The 21,219-nt window shown below is 35.7% G+C and carries 21 protein-coding genes and 1 tRNA gene; 16 read left to right on the forward strand and 6 right to left on the reverse strand.

The annotated features are described in order from the left end of the window. Positions 1 to 21: 21 nt before the first annotated feature. The 12 genes from ACIQ6Z_RS05025 to ACIQ6Z_RS05080 all read left to right on the forward strand — a co-directional run bounded on the left by ACIQ6Z_RS05025 (position 22) and on the right by ACIQ6Z_RS05080 (position 12,567). Complete coding sequence (locus ACIQ6Z_RS05025; RefSeq protein ID WP_396209841.1) at positions 22 to 165, forward strand: SsrA-binding protein; 144 nt, start codon at positions 22 to 24, stop codon at positions 163 to 165. A gap of 74 nt (positions 166 to 239) precedes the next feature. Continuing rightward, positions 240 to 313: transfer RNA gene (locus ACIQ6Z_RS05030), tRNA-Arg, on the forward strand. Between the two features lie 85 nt (positions 314 to 398). After that, the gene (locus tag ACIQ6Z_RS05035; protein ID WP_396209842.1) at positions 399 to 1,010 is read left to right on the forward strand and encodes a YkgJ family cysteine cluster protein; all 612 of its coding nucleotides are present in this window, start codon (positions 399 to 401) and stop codon (positions 1,008 to 1,010) included. Positions 1,011 to 1,036: 26 nt separating this feature from the next. After that, positions 1,037 to 2,251 carry a glycosyltransferase gene (locus tag ACIQ6Z_RS05040; RefSeq protein ID WP_396209843.1) on the forward strand — a complete coding sequence of 405 codons (1,215 nt, stop codon included), beginning with the start codon at positions 1,037 to 1,039 and terminating at the stop codon, positions 2,249 to 2,251. Between the two features lie 155 nt (positions 2,252 to 2,406). After that, positions 2,407 to 4,836 (forward strand): phenylalanine--tRNA ligase subunit beta, encoded by a 2,430-nt coding sequence (gene pheT / locus ACIQ6Z_RS05045; RefSeq protein WP_396209844.1) that lies wholly within the window; start codon positions 2,407 to 2,409, stop codon positions 4,834 to 4,836. Between the two features lie 117 nt (positions 4,837 to 4,953). After that, on the forward strand, positions 4,954 to 5,712 hold the full coding sequence (locus tag ACIQ6Z_RS05050) for a Rossmann-like and DUF2520 domain-containing protein (RefSeq protein WP_396209845.1): 759 nt from the start codon (positions 4,954 to 4,956) through the stop codon (positions 5,710 to 5,712). Then, positions 5,696 to 6,223, forward strand: a complete 528-nt coding sequence (locus tag ACIQ6Z_RS05055; RefSeq protein WP_396209846.1) for a KdsC family phosphatase — start codon at positions 5,696 to 5,698, stop codon at positions 6,221 to 6,223. Before ACIQ6Z_RS05050 ends, ACIQ6Z_RS05055 begins: the two co-directional genes overlap by 17 nt. Before the next feature lie 71 nt (positions 6,224 to 6,294). Beyond that, positions 6,295 to 7,161: a UbiA family prenyltransferase gene (locus ACIQ6Z_RS05060; protein ID WP_396209847.1), complete on the forward strand. Its 867-nt coding sequence runs from the start codon at positions 6,295 to 6,297 to the stop codon at positions 7,159 to 7,161. Beyond that, positions 7,154 to 7,738, forward strand: coding sequence for a Maf-like protein (locus ACIQ6Z_RS05065; RefSeq protein ID WP_396209848.1), 585 nt, complete (start codon positions 7,154 to 7,156; stop codon positions 7,736 to 7,738). Before ACIQ6Z_RS05060 ends, ACIQ6Z_RS05065 begins: the two co-directional genes overlap by 8 nt. Next, positions 7,731 to 8,267, forward strand: a complete 537-nt coding sequence (locus ACIQ6Z_RS05070; protein ID WP_396196376.1) for a mechanosensitive ion channel domain-containing protein — start codon at positions 7,731 to 7,733, stop codon at positions 8,265 to 8,267. The genes ACIQ6Z_RS05065 and ACIQ6Z_RS05070 overlap by 8 nt, the downstream gene beginning before the upstream one ends. Before the next feature lie 15 nt (positions 8,268 to 8,282). Further along, entirely contained in the window at positions 8,283 to 10,730 is a 2,448-nt protein-coding gene (locus ACIQ6Z_RS05075) for a PIG-L family deacetylase (RefSeq protein WP_396209849.1), read from the forward strand. A 127-nt stretch (positions 10,731 to 10,857) separates the two neighbouring features. Continuing rightward, positions 10,858 to 12,567: a sodium:solute symporter gene (locus tag ACIQ6Z_RS05080; protein WP_396209850.1), complete on the forward strand. Its 1,710-nt coding sequence runs from the start codon at positions 10,858 to 10,860 to the stop codon at positions 12,565 to 12,567. 48 nt (positions 12,568 to 12,615) lie between these two features. Here the strand turns inward: ACIQ6Z_RS05080 and ACIQ6Z_RS05085 are convergent, their stop codons facing one another. Next, positions 12,616 to 13,467 carry a DUF2911 domain-containing protein gene (locus ACIQ6Z_RS05085; protein ID WP_396209851.1) on the reverse strand — a complete coding sequence of 284 codons (852 nt, stop codon included), beginning with the start codon at positions 13,465 to 13,467 and terminating at the stop codon, positions 12,616 to 12,618. Between the two features lie 137 nt (positions 13,468 to 13,604). Here ACIQ6Z_RS05085 and ACIQ6Z_RS05090 point away from each other — a divergent pair, with 137 nt between their 5' ends. Genes ACIQ6Z_RS05090 through ACIQ6Z_RS05105 form a run of 4 tightly spaced genes read left to right on the forward strand, consistent with a single transcriptional unit; the run spans position 13,605 to position 17,611 of the window. Further along, complete coding sequence (locus ACIQ6Z_RS05090) at positions 13,605 to 14,072, forward strand: cell division inhibitor (protein ID WP_396209852.1); 468 nt, start codon at positions 13,605 to 13,607, stop codon at positions 14,070 to 14,072. 4 nt (positions 14,073 to 14,076) lie between these two features. Continuing rightward, a complete protein-coding gene (locus ACIQ6Z_RS05095; protein ID WP_396209853.1) occupies positions 14,077 to 14,775 on the forward strand; it encodes an SDR family NAD(P)-dependent oxidoreductase in 699 nt (232 codons plus the stop codon). Between the two features lie 45 nt (positions 14,776 to 14,820). Continuing rightward, positions 14,821 to 16,107 carry a cryptochrome/photolyase family protein gene (locus tag ACIQ6Z_RS05100; RefSeq protein ID WP_396209854.1) on the forward strand — a complete coding sequence of 429 codons (1,287 nt, stop codon included), beginning with the start codon at positions 14,821 to 14,823 and terminating at the stop codon, positions 16,105 to 16,107. 43 nt (positions 16,108 to 16,150) lie between these two features. After that, positions 16,151 to 17,611, forward strand: coding sequence for an FAD-binding domain-containing protein (locus ACIQ6Z_RS05105; RefSeq protein ID WP_396209855.1), 1,461 nt, complete (start codon positions 16,151 to 16,153; stop codon positions 17,609 to 17,611). Here ACIQ6Z_RS05105 and ACIQ6Z_RS05110 read toward each other — a convergent pair. From ACIQ6Z_RS05110 to pyrR, 5 genes are all read right to left on the reverse strand, one after another. Then, a complete protein-coding gene (locus tag ACIQ6Z_RS05110) occupies positions 17,608 to 18,264 on the reverse strand; it encodes an HAD family hydrolase (protein ID WP_396209856.1) in 657 nt (218 codons plus the stop codon). The genes ACIQ6Z_RS05105 and ACIQ6Z_RS05110 overlap by 4 nt on opposite strands. Before the next feature lies 1 nt (position 18,265). Next, positions 18,266 to 19,171: a ribonuclease Z gene (locus ACIQ6Z_RS05115; RefSeq protein ID WP_396209857.1), complete on the reverse strand. Its 906-nt coding sequence runs from the start codon at positions 19,169 to 19,171 to the stop codon at positions 18,266 to 18,268. An 85-nt stretch (positions 19,172 to 19,256) separates the two neighbouring features. Next, positions 19,257 to 19,589, reverse strand: coding sequence for a ribonuclease Z (locus ACIQ6Z_RS05120; RefSeq protein WP_396209858.1), 333 nt, complete (start codon positions 19,587 to 19,589; stop codon positions 19,257 to 19,259). 27 nt (positions 19,590 to 19,616) lie between these two features. After that, positions 19,617 to 20,546 (reverse strand): aspartate carbamoyltransferase catalytic subunit, encoded by a 930-nt coding sequence (locus ACIQ6Z_RS05125; RefSeq protein WP_396209859.1) that lies wholly within the window; start codon positions 20,544 to 20,546, stop codon positions 19,617 to 19,619. 124 nt (positions 20,547 to 20,670) lie between these two features. Next, a complete protein-coding gene (gene pyrR, locus ACIQ6Z_RS05130; protein ID WP_396209860.1) occupies positions 20,671 to 21,210 on the reverse strand; it encodes a bifunctional pyr operon transcriptional regulator/uracil phosphoribosyltransferase PyrR in 540 nt (179 codons plus the stop codon). Between the last annotated feature and the right edge of the window lie 9 nt (positions 21,211 to 21,219).

A 21,219-nucleotide genomic window follows, 5' to 3' on the forward strand; every position in this document is an offset into this window, starting at 1 on the left:
ATCTTTGACAAAAATTAAACCATGTTTAAACTATTAGCCAAACTAAACAAAATCATTTTACCCAGTTTTACCAAACAAGGATTAGATCCTGTCAAAGCAAAAAAATGGCAAATGGCATTGATAGGTTATCGGTATTACATAACGTGTAGAGCGTTAGACAATTAATGCAAAAAGGAATTATTTTTTAAATTTCAATTTGGATATGTTCTAAATTTATCTATCTTTGCACTCACAAAATCGGCCTCGTGGCGCAACTGAATAGCGCATCTGATTACGGCTCAGAAGGTTACTGGTTTGAATCCAGTCGAGGTCACAAAAAGCTCTGCAATGCAGGGCTTTTTTTTATTTGTATCTTTTCCTTTTCAGTATCTTCAATATTCCCTATCTTCGAAAAAAAAATGTCAGTAGCAGCACGCGTCAAATTAGTAGAAGCCTTATACGATCAATTGGAAAAAGAAATTGCCGAATTCCAATTGCAATCGAAGTTAGGCTGTGTGGCCAATTGTGGCAAATGCTGTAACAATCCCGATATTGACGCTTCACCACTCGAGTTTCTACCTTGGGCTTTTCATTTGTACTTAAAAGGAGAAGCTGAAGCAATGTTAGAGCAACTGCATACCACTGCTGCTTTCACCAAATGCTTTATTTACCAGCCCTTTTCGGAAAGTGAAGCCGATAAAGGCCGTTGTTCCGACTACAAACACCGCGGATTGATTTGCCGTCTTTTTGGTTATGGTGCAGCACAGGATAAACACGGACAATTGCGATTGGTAACCTGTAAAATCATCAAAGAAGGCCAAAACGATGCTTTTAATAAAACTTCGATAGCCTTAAATAACGGCCTACCCGTTCCCATCTTTACCGACTATTATATGAATTTATCACAAATTGATTTTCAATTGGGAAACGTTGTGGTTCCCATTAATAAAGCGTTAAAGTTAGCCTTAGAAGAAGTTTTACAATATTATGCGTATCGACCATTTCCTGAAGGACACATCGATAAGGAATAACATCCGTATTTTATTATTTTTGCAACATGAATCAATTAGTCATTATTGGAAGCGTTTGGCCAGAGCCACAATCAACAGCTGCTGGAAGTAGAATACTACAACTCATATCGTTGTTCCAAGAACAAGAATACGAAGTTACATTCATGTGTTCGGCCGCTCGTTCGGACTATTCCTTTGATTTGGCACAAATTTCGGTACATACCCAATCCATTCAGCTTAATAATACTAGTTTTGATTCTGAAATTGCAAGAATCAATCCTTCAATAGTGGTTTTTGATCGATTTATGATCGAAGAACAATATGGTTGGCGCGTAGCGGAACAGTGTCCGAATACCTTACGAATTCTTGATACCGAAGACTTACATTTTTTACGAAAAGCCAGAGAAATGGCTTACAAACAAAACAGATCCTTAGTTTTTGAAGATTATATTTCGGATACGTTTAAACGAGAAATGGCAGCCATCTACCGCTGTGATCTCACCTTACTCATTTCAGAAGTTGAAATGCAGTTGGCCACCACGACCTTCAATATTGATCCTAATATACTGTATTATTTACCTTTTTTATCGGATAACCTACCTCCAACAACACCCCTTTTTTCAGAGCGAAACCATTTTGTGAGTATTGGTAATTTTTTACACGAACCCAATTGGCAAACCGTTTTATTGTTAAAAAAATATTGGAGCGCTATTAAAAAACAACTCCCCGAAGCACAACTGTTGGTTTACGGGGCTTATGTTACAGAAAAAGCAAAGCAATTGCACAATGAAAAAGAAGGTTTTTTAATACAAGGACGTGCTTCTGATGTGGCAACCGTTTTTCAAAAGGCCAAAGTATTGTTGGCTCCCATTCCGTATGGAGCCGGATTAAAAGGAAAGCTGTTTGAAGCCATGCAACAAGGATTGCCATCTGTTACAACCGTAATGGGTGCAGAAGGCATGTACGGAAATTTAGATTGGAACGGAGCTGTTGCAGCACATGAATCCGAATTTGTAGATGATGCGATCCAACTGTATACCGAAGAAAATCTTTGGCAAACCGCTCAAAAAAATGGGTATACTATTCTTGAACAACGGTTTAAGAAAACACTATTTGCTACCGATTTTAAAAATAAGATTGCCAATAGTCTCCAAAATTTAGTTGCCAATCGTCAAACAAATTTTTGGGGACAAATCATTCAGCACCATAGTTTGCAAAGTACTAAATATATGAGTAAGTGGATTGAAGCAAAAAATAAATAGCTTCCGTTTTTATGTAATTCATAGATAATTACCCTCAATTTTGTGTCTAAATATGTACTTTTTGATTAAATTAATGTGGATAAAATTTCTAATTTCATATTTCTAATTTCTAAATTTAAAAAGTATCTTTGCTTCTTTAAAATTCGAAACAAAAAATGCGTATATCTTACAATTGGTTAAAACAGTTTATCAAAACCGATTTACCATCAAATGAAATTGCTGACATTCTAACCGATTTAGGTTTGGAAGTAGAAGGTGTAGATACTTTTGAAAGTCTTAAAGGCGGACTTCAAGGGGTAGTCGTGGGACACGTTATTACCTGTGAAAAACATCCTGATGCTGATAAATTAAAAATCACAACAGTAGATTTAGGTGATGGAAATGCTCCCGTTCAAATTGTATGTGGAGCACCAAATGTAGCTGCTGGACAAAAAGTTCCTGTAGCAACCATTGGTACTAAATTGTTCGATAAAGAAGGGAATGCATTCGAAATAAAAAAAGGAAAAATTCGCGGACAAGAAAGTCACGGTATGATTTGTGCCGAAGATGAATTAGGATTGGGCGAAAGTCATGAAGGTATCTTAATTTTAGATGCATCATTAACTCCTGGTACTCCAGCAGCGCAGGTATTTAACATTGAATGCGATGAGGTTTTAGAAATTGGTCTCACGCCAAACCGCGCCGATGCCATGTCGCACATGGGTGTAGCTCGCGACCTTCGTGCGGGGTTATTACAACGAGGTAAAACTTCCGAATTAATCACTCCTTCAGTAAGTAAATTCAAAATTGAAAAACGCACTTTAAAAATTGATGTAAAAGTAGAAGACAGCAAATTGGCCCCGCGCTATTGTGGTGTTACTATTTCAGGTGTTACGGTTAAACCGTCACCCAATTGGTTGCAAAATAAATTAAAAGCTATTGGGTTAAGCCCAAAAAACAATATTGTCGATGTAACCAATTATGTGTTGCATGAATTAGGACAACCGTTGCACGCTTTCGATGCCGCAAAAATTGAAGGCAACAAAGTAATTATCAAAACACTTCCAGCCGGAACAAAGTTTATCACTTTAGACGACGTGGAACGAACACTACACCAAGAAGACTTGGTGATTTGTGATGCAAACGGACCCATGTGTTTGGCAGGTGTTTTTGGTGGTAAAACTTCTGGAGTAACCGATGAAACTACAACCATTTTCTTAGAAAGCGCTTACTTTAATCCGGTTGCTGTTCGTAAAACCGCTAAAAGACATACCCTAAGTACGGATGCGTCTTTCCGTTTTGAACGCGGTATTGATCCAACCATAACCGAATATGCTTTGAAAAGAGCAGCCCTTTTGATCCAAGAAGTAGCCGGTGGTGAAATTACGTCAGACATTATTGATGTATATCCAAAAAGAATTGAAGATTTTAGTGTGTTTATTCATTTTCAAAAAGTAAACCGCATTATTGGGGAAGAAATCAAACCCGAAACCATCAAAAAAATATTAGCTTCACTTGATATTAAAGTCAATTCGATTTCTGATGCAGGTTTGGGATTAATCATTCCGTCGTACCGTGTTGATGTTACAAGAGAGATTGATGTTATTGAAGAAATTTTGAGAGTATACGGCTATAACAATGTGAAAATTCCAGGCAAATTAAATGCAACTATTTCTAATTCGCCGCGAACAGCTGAATATCATGTTCAAAATACTATTGCCAATCAATTGTGTGGCTTAGGTTTTAACGAAATGATGGCCAATTCACTAACGACTCCTGATTACATTGCGTTGTCGCAACAATTAGAAGCGGAGCAAAATGTAATGATGTTAAATCCTTTGAGTAACGATTTATCGGCGATGCGTCAATCCTTATTGTTTTCGGCACTTGAGGCTGTAGCCTTCAACAACAACCGAAGAAGAAGCGATTTAAAATTGTATGAATTTGGAAAAACCTATCACAATACTTCCGAAGGCTACTTAGAAGAAAAACACCTTACACTTACCCTTACAGGGAATAGAACTGCTGAGAGTTGGATAAAAGGCCAAGAAAAATCAGATTTCTTTTTATTAAAAGGTTATGTAATGGCCATCTTGAGCCGATTGGGCTTGGACCAAAAAGCCATTTCCTTACCGTTCAGTAACGATGTTTATGCAGAAGGATTAGCTTTAGCTATTGGTAAAGAAATCATTGTTGAATTTGGTTCGATCAAAAAAAATGTAGTCAAACATTTTGACATCAAACAAGAAGTGGTTTTTGCTGATTTCAATTGGGGAAAAATCCAAAAATATGTTTCGAATAAAATCAAATACACCGATATTCCAAAATATCCAGAAGTACGTCGTGACTTTGCTTTGTTAGTAGACGAACAAATTCAATTTGAGCAAATTTTCAACCTTGCCAAGCAAACTGAAAAAAGCCTATTGAAACAAGTAGATTTATTTGATGTTTACCAAGGTAAAAACTTACCCATAGGAAAAAAATCGTATGCGGTTAGTTTCATTTTACAAGACGATACAAAAACACTTACCGATTCACAAATTGATAAAATTATGGGTAAATTGCAAAGTAATTTTGAAAGCCAATTAGGTGCCAGTTTGAGATAATTAAAAAACGCATCAAGCATTAGAAACCTATTAGGCTTTCCCAATATAAAAACTCCCAATTCAAATGAATTGGGAGTTTTTAATTCAATTTTCCCTAAAATTCACTATTTTAGCCACATGATTAAAGTTGTAGTAATAGGTTCGGGAAATGTAGCCCAACACTTAATTCAGGTGTTGTTACACGCTAAAAATGTGGATTTGGTGCAAGCTTTTGCTCGTACTTCAAGTCAGCTATCCCATTTACTTCCTGCCACTAAAATTACTGCTGATTATCAAAAAATTACTGAAGCAGATGTGTATATTATTTCCGTTTCAGATAATGCTATCTCGGAAGTCGTAGCGCAATTACCCTTTGAAAATCGATTGGTGGTCCATACTTCGGGATCGTCGGAACTTTCGGTTTTGATGGATAAAAACAGAAAAGGGGTATTTTACCCACTTCAAACCTTTACCAAAAGCAAGAAAATTGACTTCTCTCCTATTCCAATTTGCTTGGAAGCTGAAAATGAAGCCGATTACCAACTTTTGGAAAAATTAGGTAAGTGCATCTCGCAAAAAATAGTTCGAATCAATGCTACACAACGAAAGAGTTTACATGTAGCAGCCGTATTTGTTTGCAATTTTGTAAATCATTTGTACCAAATTGGAAATGAAATTTGCGAAGAAAATAATGTTCCATTTGAAGTATTGTATCCTTTAATTCAGGAAACAGCTCATAAAATCAGTGAACTTTCACCCAAAGAGGCCCAAACAGGTCCCGCATTACGAAACGACACCATAACCATTGAAAAACATTTGGATTTTTTAGAAAATCCCGAATCTAAAAACTTATACCAATTACTTACACAATCCATACAACATGTCAAAAAGTTATAAAGAAATCATGAATCAAATCACCACCTTCATTTTTGATGTAGATGGTGTACTTACTGATGGAAGCATACATGTAACGCCTACTGGTGAAATGTTGCGAAATATGAACATTAGAGATGGCTATGCCATGAAAGCGGCACTAGAAAATGGATACACGGTTTGCATCATTTCTGGGGGCAGCAATGAAGGCGTGCGTGTTCGTTTGAGAAATTTAGGCATCACTGATATTCATTTAGGCGTTCCAAACAAAGTAGAAACTTTTAAAGAATTCACAGACCTCTATTCAATTCAACCTGAAAACGTATTATATATGGGTGATGATATTCCTGATTATCATGTGATGCAATTGGTAGGATTACCAACATGTCCTCAAAATGCTGTTCCGGAAATCAAAGGGATTTCAAAATACATCTCACATGTTGAAGGTGGAAAAGGAGCCGTAAGAGATGTTATCGAACAAGTGATGAAAGTTCAAGGAAAATGGATGGAACATTTTGATGCAAAGTTTGATTAATAACTGAAGGTTGCTTTACTATGAAATACTTACGACTAATTCGATTTCAAAACCTACTACTTCTTGCTTTTATGCAATTGGTCATACGCTATTTGTTTTTAACACAATCCTATATTGATTTGGCGCTAACCGATATTAATTTTCTATTGTTAGTAGTTTCAACTGTTTGTATTGCTGCAGGAGGTGCGGTAATACAACACATTATCCATCAGGAAGACGATGAAATCATTCAGCCACAAAAAAGAGTTGTAGGGAAAACCATTTCAGAAGCAGCAGCTTATAATTGGTATATTGGATTAACAATCATTGGCGTAGGCCTTGGCTTTTATTTGGCCAATATAATCTATAAACCCTCATTTGCTTCACTCTTTATTTTAGTAGCTACCTTACTCTATGTTAAAGCTACAAACTTTAACCGCATTCCATTAATTGGTTCGCTTATTTCGGCATTATTAACAGCCATAAGCATCCTTGTTATTGCTTTATTTGATGTTTTTCCTGCAACAGATGTCGCAAATAAAATTCGCATGGGTGAAGCATTTGGCATTCTTGTTGATTATGCTGTTTTTGGTTTTTTTCTCGTGTTATTATTCGAAATATTTAGCACACTCAAACACAAACAAAATGATGAAATGTTAGGCAATACATCGCTAGCTACTCGACTAGGAATTACAAAAATAAAAATAATAATAGGCATTTTTATCGTAGTACTTCTAGCCTTAATTATGTATTACTGTAAGGTGTTTTTATTTGAATTAACACTAGTATTGTATTATACGTTACTCACATTAGTTGGACCCCTATTGTTTTTTGGATTAAAATTAATTGGAAGCAGTACCCTAAAAGAATTCAAAATTTTAGAGCGTACCTTGTATTTTGTAATGGTTTTCAGCATATTATCGATTGCCGTAATTGTTTATAATTTGAAACATGCTTAAAGAAATACTACAACATAAAAATATTATTTTAGCTTCTGGATCCCCCAGAAGGCAACAGTTTTTCAAGGATATGGACATCCCCTTTTCAATTCAGTTAAAAGAAATAGAAGAAGTTTATCCAAACCATTTAAAAGCGGAAGAAATAACCAATTACTTAGCGGAATTAAAAGCTAAAGCCTTTGAAGGTTCGCTTCAAGAAAATGATATTTTAATCACTTCAGATACCATTGTTTGGTTAAACGGAAACGCATTAGGCAAACCCAAAGACAAAGCAGATGCTGTTGCAATGCTTCAAAAATTATCCAACCAATCCCACGAAGTTATCACCTCGGTATGTTTAACTTCGACAGCAAAGACCGAAGTATTTCATTGCACGACTCAAGTCACCTTTACCGTACTATCCGATGAGGCCATTATTTATTATCTAGATCAATACCAACCTTTTGACAAAGCTGGTAGTTACGGCATTCAGGATTGGATCGGTTTAATTGGCATTTCAAAAATTGAAGGATCGTATACCAACGTGGTAGGATTGCCAACCGAATTGGTCTATAAAAAATTAATTACTTATGTATAAACTTCTAGAAAACCCCTATTTACATGAAGAAATAGGTACATTAATTGTGCTTATTATCTATTTTATTTTTAGAGTAAGTAGCACGAAACTGGTTCGGAAATACGCCAACTTAAATTCGATATTAGAACACCGGACCAACCTTGTCATTAAGTACATTCATTTACTCATAAACATTTTAGCCTTCATTTCAATCATCATCATTTGGGGCGTAAAAAAAGATCAAATATTACTCATCACTTCTTCTATGTTTGCCGTGGTGGGGGTTGCCTCCTTTGCGCAATGGTCGATACTGAGTAATATTTCAGCAGGAATTATTATCTTTTTTTCGTATCCATTTAAAATTGGTGATAAAATAAAAATTCACGACAAAGATTTTCCAGTGGAAGGTGAAATTATGGACGTAAAGGCCTTTTATATCATATTACAATCGAGTGATGGCGAAATGATTACCTATCCTAATAATCTATTAATGCAAAAAGGAATATCGGTCATTTATAGAATTACAGAAGAAAAAGAATTTTTTGATTGATAACGTTAGTACATTATGAAAAAACACACACTACTCTTATTCTTGCTACTCACGAATACACTTTGGTCTCAGGCACCACAAAAACTGAATGCAGTTGAAATTTACGAGCAAGTTCAAAAGCTAAATTTTCTAGGAAAAGTATTGTATGTTGCTGCTCATCCCGATGATGAAAACACAAAGTTAATCACTTATTTTTCAAATCATTATCACGCTCAAACCGCCTATTTATCGTTAACACGTGGTGATGGTGGACAAAATTTGATTGGAACCGAATTGCGCGAAAAACTAGGAGCTATTCGTACACAAGAATTGTTAGCCGCACGTAGAATTGACGGTGGAGAACAGTTTTTTACCCGTGCTAATGATTTTGGGTATTCAAAGGAACCTAATGAAACCTTCGCAATTTGGAATAAACAAGAAGTACTTGACGATGTCATCCAAGTATTTACAACCTTCCAACCCGATATTATTATACATCGTTTTGCTCACAATACACCTGGCACAACTCACGGACATCATACGGCATCTGCCCAATTGAGTATAGAAGCCATTCAAACCCTTAAAAGTCAGCCAAAACGTGTTTTTTTTAATACTTCTTGGTGGTTTTATGGAAGTCAGGAAGCCTTTGAAGCAGCCGATAAATCTAATTTAATGGCTATAAATGCTAATGTATATTATCCGTTAAAAGGCAAAAGTAATAACGAAATTGCAGCACTGAGCCGAAGCCAACACAAGTGCCAGGGATTTGGCACACTCGGAAGCCGTGGCGATGAAATTGAATATTTGGACCTATTGAAAGGCGACTTACCAAAGTCTAGCAACTTATTTGAAGGTATTGATACAACTTGGAGTCGTGTGCCAGGGGGGCAAGCTATAGGGACTATTTTAAGTGATGTGGAAAAAAACTTCAACTTCAACAACCCATCCGTGCATCTTCCAAATTTGATAAAAGCCTATCAATTGATCGAACAACTAGACGACGTCCATTGGAAAGCCATTAAAAGCAAACAAATAGTAAAAATCATAGAAGCGTGTAGCGGTTTGTTCATAGAAGTTGTTGCTGATACTGAATCGACTACACCATCAAATGCTTTCAATCTCAATGTAGAAGTAATCAATCGAAGTAGTTCTAAAGCAAAATTGATGTCAGTGAAAGTTTTAGAACTTCCAACGGAGCCAAAAAATATGGAACTTAAGAACAATACTAAAATTAATTTATCCCTGAAAAATATACGCTGTAATCTAAATACAGATTACTCCAACTTATTTTGGTTAAAAGAAGCCAAAACTGTGGGTATGTATCAGATTAGTAATCCTACATTACGTATCCTGCCAGAAGTTACAACAGCTTTTCCAGTAGTCTTTACAATTGAAATAGAAGGCAATACCATAGAGTTTGTGAAAAATATTTGCTACAAATTCAATTCGCCCGATAATGGTGAGACCTATACTCCGTTTACTTTGCTTCCTGAAGCAACTACAGCCATTGCTCCAGAAGTATTGCTTTTTAATGGCGTACAACCTAAAACCGTAACCGTAACAATAACATCCCACAAGGCAAACGTAAATGGAAAAGTTTCTTTATGTTATCCGAACGATTGGAAGGTTGAACCTAAAGAAATTCCGATTGAAATTGCATCAAAAAATGAAACAAAAAATGTGACTTTTACCGTTTATCCCTCTAAAAATACTACTACTACAACAACAACCTTGAGTGCACTCGTGGAAATAGACGGACAACTTTTGGATCGAAAATTAACAACTCTTCACTACCCTCACATTCCTAAACAAACCATTTTAATGCCATCCACAGCTAAGGCGGTTACATTAGACTTAAAAATTAAAGGAAAAAACATTGGATATATTATGGGCGCCGGTGATGAAATTCCAAACCATTTATCGCAAGTTGGGTATCAAGTTTCTTTACTACAACCCGATGCAATTACACCTGAAAAAATTCAAAATTTTGACGCCATTATTTTGGGGATACGTGCGTTTAATGTCGTTGAAGAATTAAAATACAAAAATAAAATTTTGTTTGAGTATGTTAAAAATGGAGGTAATGTAATTGTTCAATATAATACTTCTAATAACCTTATAACAAAAGAAATAGCGCCATACAATTTAAAAATAAACAACGACAGAGTTACCAACGAAAATGCACCAATAACCTTTCTTCTACCACAACACAGCGTTTTGCACTACCCTAATAAAATTACCCAAAACGATTTCACGGGTTGGATCCAAGAACAAGGTTTGTATTACCCAAGTCAATGGGGTGCAGAATTTACGCCAATTTTAGCTTCTAGCGATGAAGGTGAAACTTCAAAAAAAGGAGGATTATTGATTGCCAAATACGGAAAAGGTAATTATGTCTACACAGGTTTAAGCTTCTTTAGAGAGCTTCCGGAAGGCGTTAGTGGGGCTTATCGTTTACTGGCCAACTTAATTGCTTTGGAATAATTAAATCAAATAGTAATAGATCAACCTATGGAAAAACCAAAATGGAAAAAGAGTTATAGTCTTGTACTGCTATTAAATGCAATTTATATTTTACTTTTCTATTTACTAATGGAAATATATAACTAGTATGGAAATTATTGATTGGATTGTATTATCAACTACCCTATTTTTTATTGTACTATATGGTGCCTTAAAAACAAAAGGAAGCGCCACAGTGAAAGATTATTTGTTAGACAATAACGAAACCCCATGGTTTACAGTTGGCGTTTCGGTCATGGCTACACAAGCTAGTGCCATTACTTTTCTTTCTACACCGGGTCAAGCCTATCACGATGGCATGGGGTTTGTGCAATTTTATTTTGGATTGCCCATCGCCATGATTGTGATTGCTTATACCTTTATTCCTATTTACCACCGCCTCAAAGTATATACGGCCTATGAGTATTTAGAACAACGTTTCAATGTACAAACACGCACTTTGGCTTCGATTTTGTTTTTAATTCAAAGAGGCTTAGGAACAGGAATAACCATCTATGCCCCATCCATTATACTTTCAGCACTTTTGGGTTGGAATTTAACTTTATTGAATATCATCATTGGAATACTCGTAATTGTTTACACCGTTACGGGTGGCACAAAAGCGGTTAATGTAACCCAAAAACAACAAATGTTTGTAATCCTTTCTGGGATGATGATTACCTTTTTTGTCATCTTAGGCTACTTACCCGAAGATGTAGATTTTTCAAATGTTCTTCACATTGCAGGAGCCAATGGTAAAATGGATATTTTAGACTTTTCGTACAATCCCGAAACGCGTTATACCTTTTGGAGCGGAATAACTGGCGGATTTTTCCTGATGCTTTCGTATTTTGGCACCGATCAGTCGCAAGTAGGAAGATATTTGTCTGGAAAATCCATTAAAGAAAGCCAAATGGGATTGATTATGAATGGAATATTAAAAGTTCCAATGCAATTTTTCATATTGTTGACTGGCGTTTTGGTTTTTGTTTTTTTCCAATTTAACGATGCGCCTTTACATTTCAATCCAATTAATGTGGAAAAGGTAACCCACTCCAATCAAAAAGACAACTATGCCCAACTAGAAAGCAAATTGAACCAAATCAATATTGATAAAAAGGTTGTCAATCAAATCTACATAGAACAACTCAAACACAATGCCTTCGACAATCCCACTTTGCGCCAAAAAATGATCGCATTATCACTGGAAGAAAAAGAATTGAGAGCCTCTGCCAAAGAGCTGATCTCAAAAGCAGACAATAGTGCCGAAACGAATGATAAAGATTATGTGTTCTTATATTTTATAATGAATTATCTTCCCAAAGGTTTATTGGGATTGCTTCTAGCGGTCATCATTAGTGCCGCCATGTCGTCAAGTGCCTCCGGATTAAACTCTCTAGCTGCAACAACTGCAATTGATTTATACAAGCGAAACGTCTCAATACACTCTGAAAAACATTACGTAATAGCCACGCAATATTTTACATTATTTTGGGGTATAATTGCCATTGGTTTTGCGTGTGTTAGTTCGCTTTTTGAAAATTTAATACAATTGGTTAACATTATTGGTTCGATTTTCTATGGAACCGTATTGGGTATATTTTTGATTGGTTTTTATGTGCATTACATCAAAGGTAAAGCTGTATTTTATGGAGGTATTATAAGCCAAACCATTGTCATACTAATTTTTATGAAGTTTATCCTATTTGAATCCAACGAAAGTGAAAAACTAGGCTATTTATGGTTAAATCTTATTGGGGTTTTACTAACATTTGTACTTTCGTTACTACTTCAAAAGATGAGCAATTCTAAAGCATAAAAAAAGCGTTTCCTATAGAAACGCTTTTAATTTTTTTAGCACATCAAATTATTTTGACCATTCAGTAATACTGTCTTTGTTCATTTTTTCATAATCACCATTACCAGCTTTTACCGCTAAATCTAAAGATTCTTTTGCAGTTGCAATAGCGCCTTTCTTATCACCTAATTTCGCTTGAATCAATGACTTCAAACGCAAATACCAATAAGGAATTAACGCATTTTTTGGTGTTAAACTCACCGCTGTATTTACCCAAGTTAATGCCTTATTTAAATCATTATTGGTTTGGTAAAAATACTGTGCTGCAGCAAAATAATCTCCAGCAGCCGGTCCCGCTAATGTTTTTTCAATACTTTTCATTGCAGCTTCCTGTGTTGGAACAGAAAATGGAATCGCAACCATAGTTCTTTCCCAAGAAAGTTCGATCACCCCTGCATCAATAGTTAAGTTGTTTAAAAATATCGAAAACGACTCTATTGATTTTATTGTAGTTTCTGGTTTAACCGAAACTTTAAGAGCTACCTTAGCATCATTCCACTCTTCTGGTAATCCCCAATTATTTGTTTCGGTATAAAAAATGATATCCCAACTGTCTGCTTTTGGAGTAGTGTACAAAGCATATTTTCCTTTCTTAAGATCTTTACCTGCAATTTTCACATCTTCGCTAAACGATATCGTTGTATTCGCATTAGCACCCGTTCTCCAATTTTTTCCAAATGGAACTAAGTCACCATATACTGTTCTACCCTTAGCACTCGGTCTAGAATATTCGATTTGAATATTGGTCAATCCTACTACTTGATCAATCTTTGCCATCGGACTAGCCTGAGGCGTTTTAACTTGAGCATCAACATAAAAATTGGCAAACAATAGTGCCAGTAACATACATAATTTTTTCATGGTTTATTATTTTAGATTTTCAAAATTACAAATTGTATCGCTACCAAATGTTAATAATTGCTTAAATCCTAAATTTTGTTTAATCTTTTATTTTAAATATTAAACAATTTTATACCTTTACAGGAAATATGAATAAAATGAAAATTTACCGCTTGCATACCAAACAAAATTTGCCCATATCCATCGAAGAGGCATGGGATTTATTATCGGATCCGAAAAACTTACAAAAAATCACACCAGAATACATGGGGTTTAAAATACTATCTGGTGCCGATCGCCCCATGTATCCAGGACAGATTATTCAGTATATTGTAACTCCTGTTTTAGGTATCCCCACAAAATGGGTGACCGAAATTACGCATGTTGTAGACAAAAAGTATTTTGTAGACGAACAACGTTTTGGACCATATGCATTATGGCACCATAAACATTTTATCAAAGAGATACCGGGTGGAGTAGAAATGGAAGATATTGTCGATTATAAAGTTCCAATGGGTATTATCGGGCAATTAGTCCATCCTTTTATTGTTCGCCCAAAATTGAACGAAATATTTGAATACAGAAGAAAAAAATTAATCGAACTATTTGGTGAATTTAAAGGATAAATTTATGAAAAACATACTATTAATTGGAGGTTCATATGGCATAGGATTAGCTATTGCAAAAGAACTTCAACACGACAACAACATTTTCATTGCTTCTAGAAGTAATGAAAACTTAGCAGGATTGAAGGTTACTCACATTCCATTTGACGCAGCAACCGACTCACTAGATACATCAAAATTACCTCTAGTAATTGATGGATTGGTGTATTGCCCAGGAAGTATTAATTTACGCCCTTTTAAAGGCTTAAAGATTGAAGCTTTTGAAACCGACTTACAAATCAATTTCATCAGTTTGGTTAAAGTAATTCAAACCGTTTTACCCAACCTAACCGCTTCGGATCAATCGAGTATTGTTTTGTTTAGTAGTGTTGCCGCAACTATGGGAATGCCTTTTCATACAAGTGTTGCTGCCTCTAAAGGAGCTATTGAAGGATTTGCGAAAGCATTAGCTGCCGAATATGCCCCTAAAATAAGAGTCAATGTAATTGCACCATCATTAACTGATACGCCTTTGGCTGATAAATTTTTGAACAATGAAACCAAACAAGAAAAATCAGCAGAGCGCCATCCGTTAAAACGTTTTGGCAAACCGGAAGACAGTGCCCAAATGGCTTGTTTCTTATTAGGAGAAAAGAGTAGCTGGATTTCGGGACAAGTTTTTCATGTTGATGGCGGTATGTCGTCTTTATTGGTAAACGGATAAAAAAACTTGGAACCTGAACTTGAAACAATAAAAATAAACATAAAAATGAACATATTTTGGTTTCGACGCGATTTAAGATTAGAAGATAATGTTGGCCTTTTTCATGCCTTAAACAGTACGGAAGAAGTATTACCAATTTTTATTTTTGACGAAATTATTTTATCGCAACTTCCAAAAGATGATGCCCGTGTTACTTTTATTCATGAGCAATTGCAAAAAATACAGTTGGCGTTACAACAACAAGGTAAATCATTAGCAGTTTTTCATGGAAATCCAATAGACGTATTTTCAAGATTACTTTCTGAACATAAAATTTCTTCCGTATTTACCAATCACGATTACGAACCTTATGCTCGAAAGCGTGACAAAGAATTGAATCAATTGTTTGTAACCTATGGCATATCATTTTTAACTTCTAAAGATCAAGTTATTTTTGAAAAAAGCGAGGTGGTAAAAGATGACGGGAGTCCGTATGTAGTGTATACGCCCTATTCCAAAAAATGGAAAGAAAATTTTAAAAAAATCCAATTGGTTCACTATCCTTCAGAAGAAAAATTAGATAAAATTGCACAGCACTCCTACCCTTTTCTTTCATTGACAGATATTGGATTTGAAAAATCAACCATTCAAGTAACGCCCTACGATATTTCCACAACTTTAATTCAGAATTACGAAGCCACTCGAAATTTTCCCGCGTTAAACAAAACTTCTTATTTAGGAATTTACCTTCGTTTTGGTGCGGTATCCATTCGCAAAATGGTAGCCAAAGCTGTGGCAGAAAAGAATGAAACGTTTTGGAACGAATTGATTTGGCGCGAATTTTTCATGCAAATCTTGTGGCATTTTCCACATACTAAAAACGCAAGTTTTAGACCGAAATATGATGCGATTCAATGGAATAATAACGAAGAACTATTCGAAAAATGGTGTAAAGGAAAAACGGGGTATCCTTTTGTAGATGCGGGCATGCGGGAGTTAAATGCAACCGGACACATGCACAATCGCGTACGAATGATTGTTGCTAGCTTTCTATGCAAACACCTGTTAATTGATTGGCGTTGGGGTGAATCATATTTTGCTCAAAAACTCTTAGATTATGAATTGGCTAGTAATGTTGGAAACTGGCAATGGGCAGCAGGTTCGGGCGTAGATGCCGCACCCTATTTTCGTATTTTCAATCCGAGCGAACAAATCAAGAAGTTCGATAAAGACTTAAGGTACATCAAAAAATGGATTCCCGAACTGGAAACTGCTTCTTATCCACAACCTATAGTTGATCACAAAGAAGCTCGGGAACGTTGTTTAAAAACGTATAAAGAAGCCGTAGGATAAGTTATTTTTTATAAAAGTATACAACAAAAACTACCCTAATTAGATGAAAGTTGTTTGGTTCAAGAGAGATTTGCGCTTGCACGATCATGAAGCCATGCATGAAGCATTATCTGCTTCGGGTAAAACACTTTTGCTATATATTTTTGAACCTTCTTTACTGCAAGACTATCATTACAGCCAACGCCATTTTGATTTTATCAAGCAATCGCTAGAAGCACTCCAAAATGAGTTGCAAAAATACCATACCCAAATATTAATTGTAAAAGGAGAAGCTACAGAAATATTTGAGAAACTATCTCAAAAATTGAAGATTTCAACTGTCTATTCGCATCAAGAAACAGGGATCAAATTAACACACGAAAGAGATATTGAAGTCGCTAAATTATTCGAGCAAAAGGGAATCATATGGAATGAGTTTATAACGAATGGGGTTATTCGTGGGAGAAAAAATAGAAAAAATTGGAAAGAAGACTGGTATGATTATATGGACAAAGATTGTTTGCCTTTTCTTCCCGATTTGAGAAGTTTTGTCAAATACATAGAGATTGAGGAATTGGAACAACACTTTGAAGTTCCTTCAATTAAGACGCTACCGAATCCTAATTTTCAAAAAGGAGGAGTTCCTACTGCCCTACGCTACTTACATTCTTTTTTTAATGAACGCGTACAAAATTACAGCCAACACATCTCAAAACCCGAATTGGGTAGAAAAGGATGCAGTCGGCTATCGCCCTATATTGCTTGGGGAAACTTGTCGATACGTGAAGTATATACCAAAGCATGGGAGACACACCAACAAGGGAAATACAAACGACAAATTTCTAATTTTGCTTCTCGATTGCGTTGGCAAGCCCATTTTATTCAAAAATTTGAGATGGAAAGTTCGATGGAATATATAGCTGTAAATAAAGGATATCGTCAATTAAACCAAAGTGTAAATGAAAAATACCATACCGCATGGATAACAGGTAAAACAGGCGTTCCGCTGGTTGATGCTTGCATGCGCTGTTTGAATACTACTGGCTATTTAAATTTTAGAATGCGTGCTTTGGTGGTATCTTTTTACACGCATCATTTGTTTCAACCTTGGCAAAATTGTAGTCCGCATTTGGCACAGCAATTTTTGGATTTTGAACCTGGTATCCATTATCCGCAAATTCAAATGCAAGCGGGTGTAACCGGCATCAATACATTGCGTGTGTACAATCCTGTAAAAAACTCTTACGAACATGACTCCGATGGCACCTTCATAAAAAAGTGGGTACCCGAATTGGATGCTATACCAGCAGCATTTATTCACGAACCTTGGAAATTAACACCTATCGAACAACTATTATATGATTTTGAAATGGGGCGAGACTATCCCTATCCTATTGTGAATTTAGAAGAAGCCCGTAAATTTTCTAGTGACTTTTTTTGGTCCATGCGCAAAGAAGACGACGTAAAAAAAGACAGTAAAAGAATTGTTGACAAACACACGTTTCAGGATACAGATTTGCGTTAAATTAAATCGCGAACACGCTCAAAGTTCAATTCCTTAAAGTGTCGAATAACCACATTTGCTTTCGACAAATCTTGGTCTTTGGAATGAAAACTGTCGTACCCCACGCAAAAAATTCCGGCAGCAACAGCCGCTTGAATTCCGTTAGCACTATCTTCAATAACAATACAATTTTCTTTGGGCGCTATAGATAAACTAGCCGCATGTTCAAAAATAGCCGGATGGGGCTTTGACTTTGGAAAATCTTCACCGGAAACGATATGTGTAAAATATTGGTGCAAATTGAAACGTGTAAATACGCGGTGAATCGTAACATTTGAAGCTGAAGAAGCTACAATTAACTGAATTCCGTTTGCGTGTAAATCTTTGATTAAATCTTCTACTCCATCAATTAAATACAAATCTTCTTTCAGATCAAAAGCTTCATTAAACAAGTGTCTTTTGCGCAAAATCAACTGTTCTACATCTTCCGTTAAATTAAATTGTGTTTTTAATTTTTGAAAAATATTTCGGGTCGAATTACCTGTAAACGAACGATATAACGCATCCGAAACTTCTATATTCAATTCTTTAAAATGTTTATAATAAGCAAAATGGTGCACCGGTTCGGTATCTACAATTACGCCATCCATATCAAATAGTACAGTTTGTATCATATTAGAACTCAAATTCTTTACCATCATCGGCTAATAGTACGTTTTCAAAAATAGTTTGTGCTTCCACTCTAAAGGGTTCAATCGAACCGTAGCGAGTCGAATAATGACCCAGAATAAGATTTTTTACTTCTGCCAACTTTGCAATCTGTGCCGCTTCTTTTGCAGTGGCGTGTTTTGTTCTTTCGGTATAATGCGCTTCCGAATCTAAAAAAGTAGCTTCGTGATATAACACATCTACTCCTTTTATAAAAGGAACAATTGAAGTATCATACAAGGTATCACTACAAAACGCATAACTTTTAGCTGCATCTGGAGGCAATGAAAGCAACTCGTTTTCAATAACTTCTCCAGAATCGAGTGTAACATTGCCCCCCCATTTTATTTTATCGTAATAACATTTTTCAATTTTATAATGCGCCACAGCCTCTATATTCAAATGACGTCTTCCGAGTTTCTCTTGAAACAAAAAGCCATTGGTGTAAATACGGTGATTGAGGGGAATAGTTTTTACAACTACCGTATCATCTTCATAGATCACTTCACTTTCGGGAGACGCTAATTCATGGAAATATAAATTATAGCCCGTATACGAACCCGAAGCACGCAATTGCAACAATATGATTTCCTTAATACCTTTTGGACCATACACATGCAAATCATTCTCGCGGTTGAGCAACATGAAGGTCGAAATCAATCCAATCAAACCATAAAAATGATCGCCATGTAAATGCGAAATAAAAATATGATTGATTCGAGAAAATTTAATTTTATGTTTGCGCAGTTGCACTTGAGTACCTTCACCACAGTCAATTAGAAACAAATGATTTTTCATTTCTAGGACTTGGGAAGTCGGATTGGTAATGGTTCTTGGTGTAGCGGCATAACAGCCGAGTATGTGTAGTTTCAATTTATTCTGGTATTGGGTGATGGGTTTTGGGTAATGGGCAAAAAACTTCTAACTTCTAACTCCCATCTTCCAACTCCCTACTAAATTAAAATCCTAAATCACGTTCAATTTCGTCCATTTCAATCATGTCGTGTGCTTCTATAACGGAAGGAACTACATTTAAATAAGTTGGCACTTTATCAAAATCAAGGACATCGGAAACAATAACCATTGATTTTTTAGCTTTTATATGTGTTTTTGCTAATTCTTTAAAATGAACTAAATCGGTAATAGCAAGGGTTTTGTTGTGCAAAACATCCAAAATTAAATTTTGATTTTGAAACACATGGTATTCGTTCATGATTTTACCAACAAAGTCTTTCACATTATTTTGGGTGTCTTTGATGGTTGTAGTATGTCCTTTTTGATCTACTTTCATAATCTATTTTGAATACGCACTAAAGTACTAGTTTTTAATTTTACTGGCTAACAAATAGATGACCGCCATTCGAACAGCCACACCATTCTCGACTTGGTTTAATATTACCGACTGACCAGAATCAGCTACTTCGGAAGTGATTTCAACACCTCTGTTAATCGGTCCTGGATGCATGATTACAATTTCTTTATTCAAGGATTCCAACAACTCTTTTGTCACACCATATTGTTGTGTATATTCTCGCGTAGATGGAAAATAACTCACATCTAATCGTTCGTTTTGCACGCGTAACATATTTGCTACATCACACCATTCTAATGCTTTGCGTAGATTTGGCTCAACCGTTACTCCAAGTGATTCAATGTATTTTGGAATCAAGGTTTTTGGTCCGCATACTTTCACTTCAGCACCTTGCATTTGCAAGGCAAAAATATTTGATAACGCTACTCTTGAGTGTAAGATATCTCCAACAATTACGATTTTCTTTCCGCCTACATCACCTAACTTTTCTCGGATGGTATAACTATCCAATAAGGCTTGCGTGGGATGCTCGTGTGCACCATCTCCTGCATTAACAATACTCGCTTTTACATTTTGGGATAAAAAATGAGCGGCCCCAGGACTACTGTGGCGCATGACCACCATATCCACTTTCATTGATAAGATATTGTTTACGGTATCAATCAAGGTTTCTCCTTTTTTTACCGAAGACTGAGCTGCAGAAAAACTAATGACATCTGCAGAAAGTCGCTTTTGAGCCAACTCAAAAGATAATTTGGTACGGGTACTATTTTCGAAGAAAATATTGGCAATCGTTACATCCCGCAATGACGGTACTTTTTTGATGGGACGATTGATTACCTCTTTAAACTGATCAGCAGTTTCAAAGATCAAATCGATATCTTGTTTCGTAATGTGTTTTATTCCGATTAAATGATTTACTGATAATTCTTTCATTGTTTGGATATTCTGATTGTTTGGATATTCTGATTGTTCGGATATTCTGATTGTTCGGATATTCTGATTTTCTGATGTCTGTATTTCGGATATCTGAAAATCCGAAAATCTATATTCTATGATCTTATTTTGTTACCAAATAAACGGCATCTTCTCCATCGTTTTCAAGCCATTTTACCAATACTTTTTCGTTGTTAATCACATCTACTTGTCGGCCTCTATAATCAGGCTGAATGGGCAGATGTCTACTAAATCTTCGATCAATTAATGTCAGTAATTCTACTTCTGATGGCCTACCAAAAGACTGAATAGCAGTCAGTGCAGCATTAATACTTCTTCCGGTAAACAACACATCATCAATAAAAACTACTTTTTTATTATCGACTAAAAAATCAATTTGGGTTTTGTTTGCTTCCAATGGCTTTTCACTTCTTCTAAAGTCATCACGAAAGAACGTAATGTCTAAAAACCCCAATTGGATTTGAGCTATATGATATTCAGTTTCTAAAATTTGTTTGATGCGTTCTGCTAAGAATCTACCTCTTGGTTGCAAACCAATCAATATAGTATTTGAGAAATCGAGGTGATTTTCAATTAGTTGACAAGCTAATCGATGCAAGATAATGTGTACTTCTTTTGAAGTGAGCAAAACTTTTTGACTCATAATGTGTTG

The organism is Flavobacterium sp. (assembly GCF_044376915.1).
Lineage (GTDB): Bacteria > Bacteroidota > Bacteroidia > Flavobacteriales > Flavobacteriaceae > Flavobacterium.

What these genes read in the sequence shown, in the direction of transcription:
- pyrR (WP_396209860.1), bottom strand. Translation starts at nt 21,210, where the DNA reads ATGAGTCAAAAAGTTTTGCTCACTTCAAAAGAAGTACACATTATCTTG.
- ACIQ6Z_RS05110 (WP_396209856.1), bottom strand. Translation starts at nt 18,264, where the DNA reads ATGATACAAACTGTACTATTTGATATGGATGGCGTAATTGTAGATACC.
- ACIQ6Z_RS05065 (WP_396209848.1), top strand. Translation starts at nt 7,154, where the DNA reads ATGCTTAAAGAAATACTACAACATAAAAATATTATTTTAGCTTCTGGA.
- ACIQ6Z_RS05100 (WP_396209854.1), top strand. Translation starts at nt 14,821, where the DNA reads ATGAACATATTTTGGTTTCGACGCGATTTAAGATTAGAAGATAATGTT.
- ACIQ6Z_RS05080 (WP_396209850.1), top strand. Translation starts at nt 10,858, where the DNA reads ATGGAAATTATTGATTGGATTGTATTATCAACTACCCTATTTTTTATT.
- ACIQ6Z_RS05070 (WP_396196376.1), top strand. Translation starts at nt 7,731, where the DNA reads ATGTATAAACTTCTAGAAAACCCCTATTTACATGAAGAAATAGGTACA.
- ACIQ6Z_RS05120 (WP_396209858.1), bottom strand. Translation starts at nt 19,589, where the DNA reads ATGAAAGTAGATCAAAAAGGACATACTACAACCATCAAAGACACCCAA.
- ACIQ6Z_RS05040 (WP_396209843.1), top strand. Translation starts at nt 1,037, where the DNA reads ATGAATCAATTAGTCATTATTGGAAGCGTTTGGCCAGAGCCACAATCA.
- ACIQ6Z_RS05055 (WP_396209846.1), top strand. Translation starts at nt 5,696, where the DNA reads ATGTCAAAAAGTTATAAAGAAATCATGAATCAAATCACCACCTTCATT.
- ACIQ6Z_RS05050 (WP_396209845.1), top strand. Translation starts at nt 4,954, where the DNA reads ATGATTAAAGTTGTAGTAATAGGTTCGGGAAATGTAGCCCAACACTTA.
- ACIQ6Z_RS05105 (WP_396209855.1), top strand. Translation starts at nt 16,151, where the DNA reads ATGAAAGTTGTTTGGTTCAAGAGAGATTTGCGCTTGCACGATCATGAA.
- ACIQ6Z_RS05025 (WP_396209841.1), top strand. Translation starts at nt 22, where the DNA reads ATGTTTAAACTATTAGCCAAACTAAACAAAATCATTTTACCCAGTTTT.
- ACIQ6Z_RS05060 (WP_396209847.1), top strand. Translation starts at nt 6,295, where the DNA reads ATGCAATTGGTCATACGCTATTTGTTTTTAACACAATCCTATATTGAT.
- pheT (WP_396209844.1), top strand. Translation starts at nt 2,407, where the DNA reads ATGCGTATATCTTACAATTGGTTAAAACAGTTTATCAAAACCGATTTA.
- ACIQ6Z_RS05125 (WP_396209859.1), bottom strand. Translation starts at nt 20,546, where the DNA reads ATGAAAGAATTATCAGTAAATCATTTAATCGGAATAAAACACATTACG.
- ACIQ6Z_RS05035 (WP_396209842.1), top strand. Translation starts at nt 399, where the DNA reads ATGTCAGTAGCAGCACGCGTCAAATTAGTAGAAGCCTTATACGATCAA.
- ACIQ6Z_RS05095 (WP_396209853.1), top strand. Translation starts at nt 14,077, where the DNA reads ATGAAAAACATACTATTAATTGGAGGTTCATATGGCATAGGATTAGCT.
- ACIQ6Z_RS05090 (WP_396209852.1), top strand. Translation starts at nt 13,605, where the DNA reads ATGAAAATTTACCGCTTGCATACCAAACAAAATTTGCCCATATCCATC.
- ACIQ6Z_RS05085 (WP_396209851.1), bottom strand. Translation starts at nt 13,467, where the DNA reads ATGAAAAAATTATGTATGTTACTGGCACTATTGTTTGCCAATTTTTAT.
- ACIQ6Z_RS05075 (WP_396209849.1), top strand. Translation starts at nt 8,283, where the DNA reads ATGAAAAAACACACACTACTCTTATTCTTGCTACTCACGAATACACTT.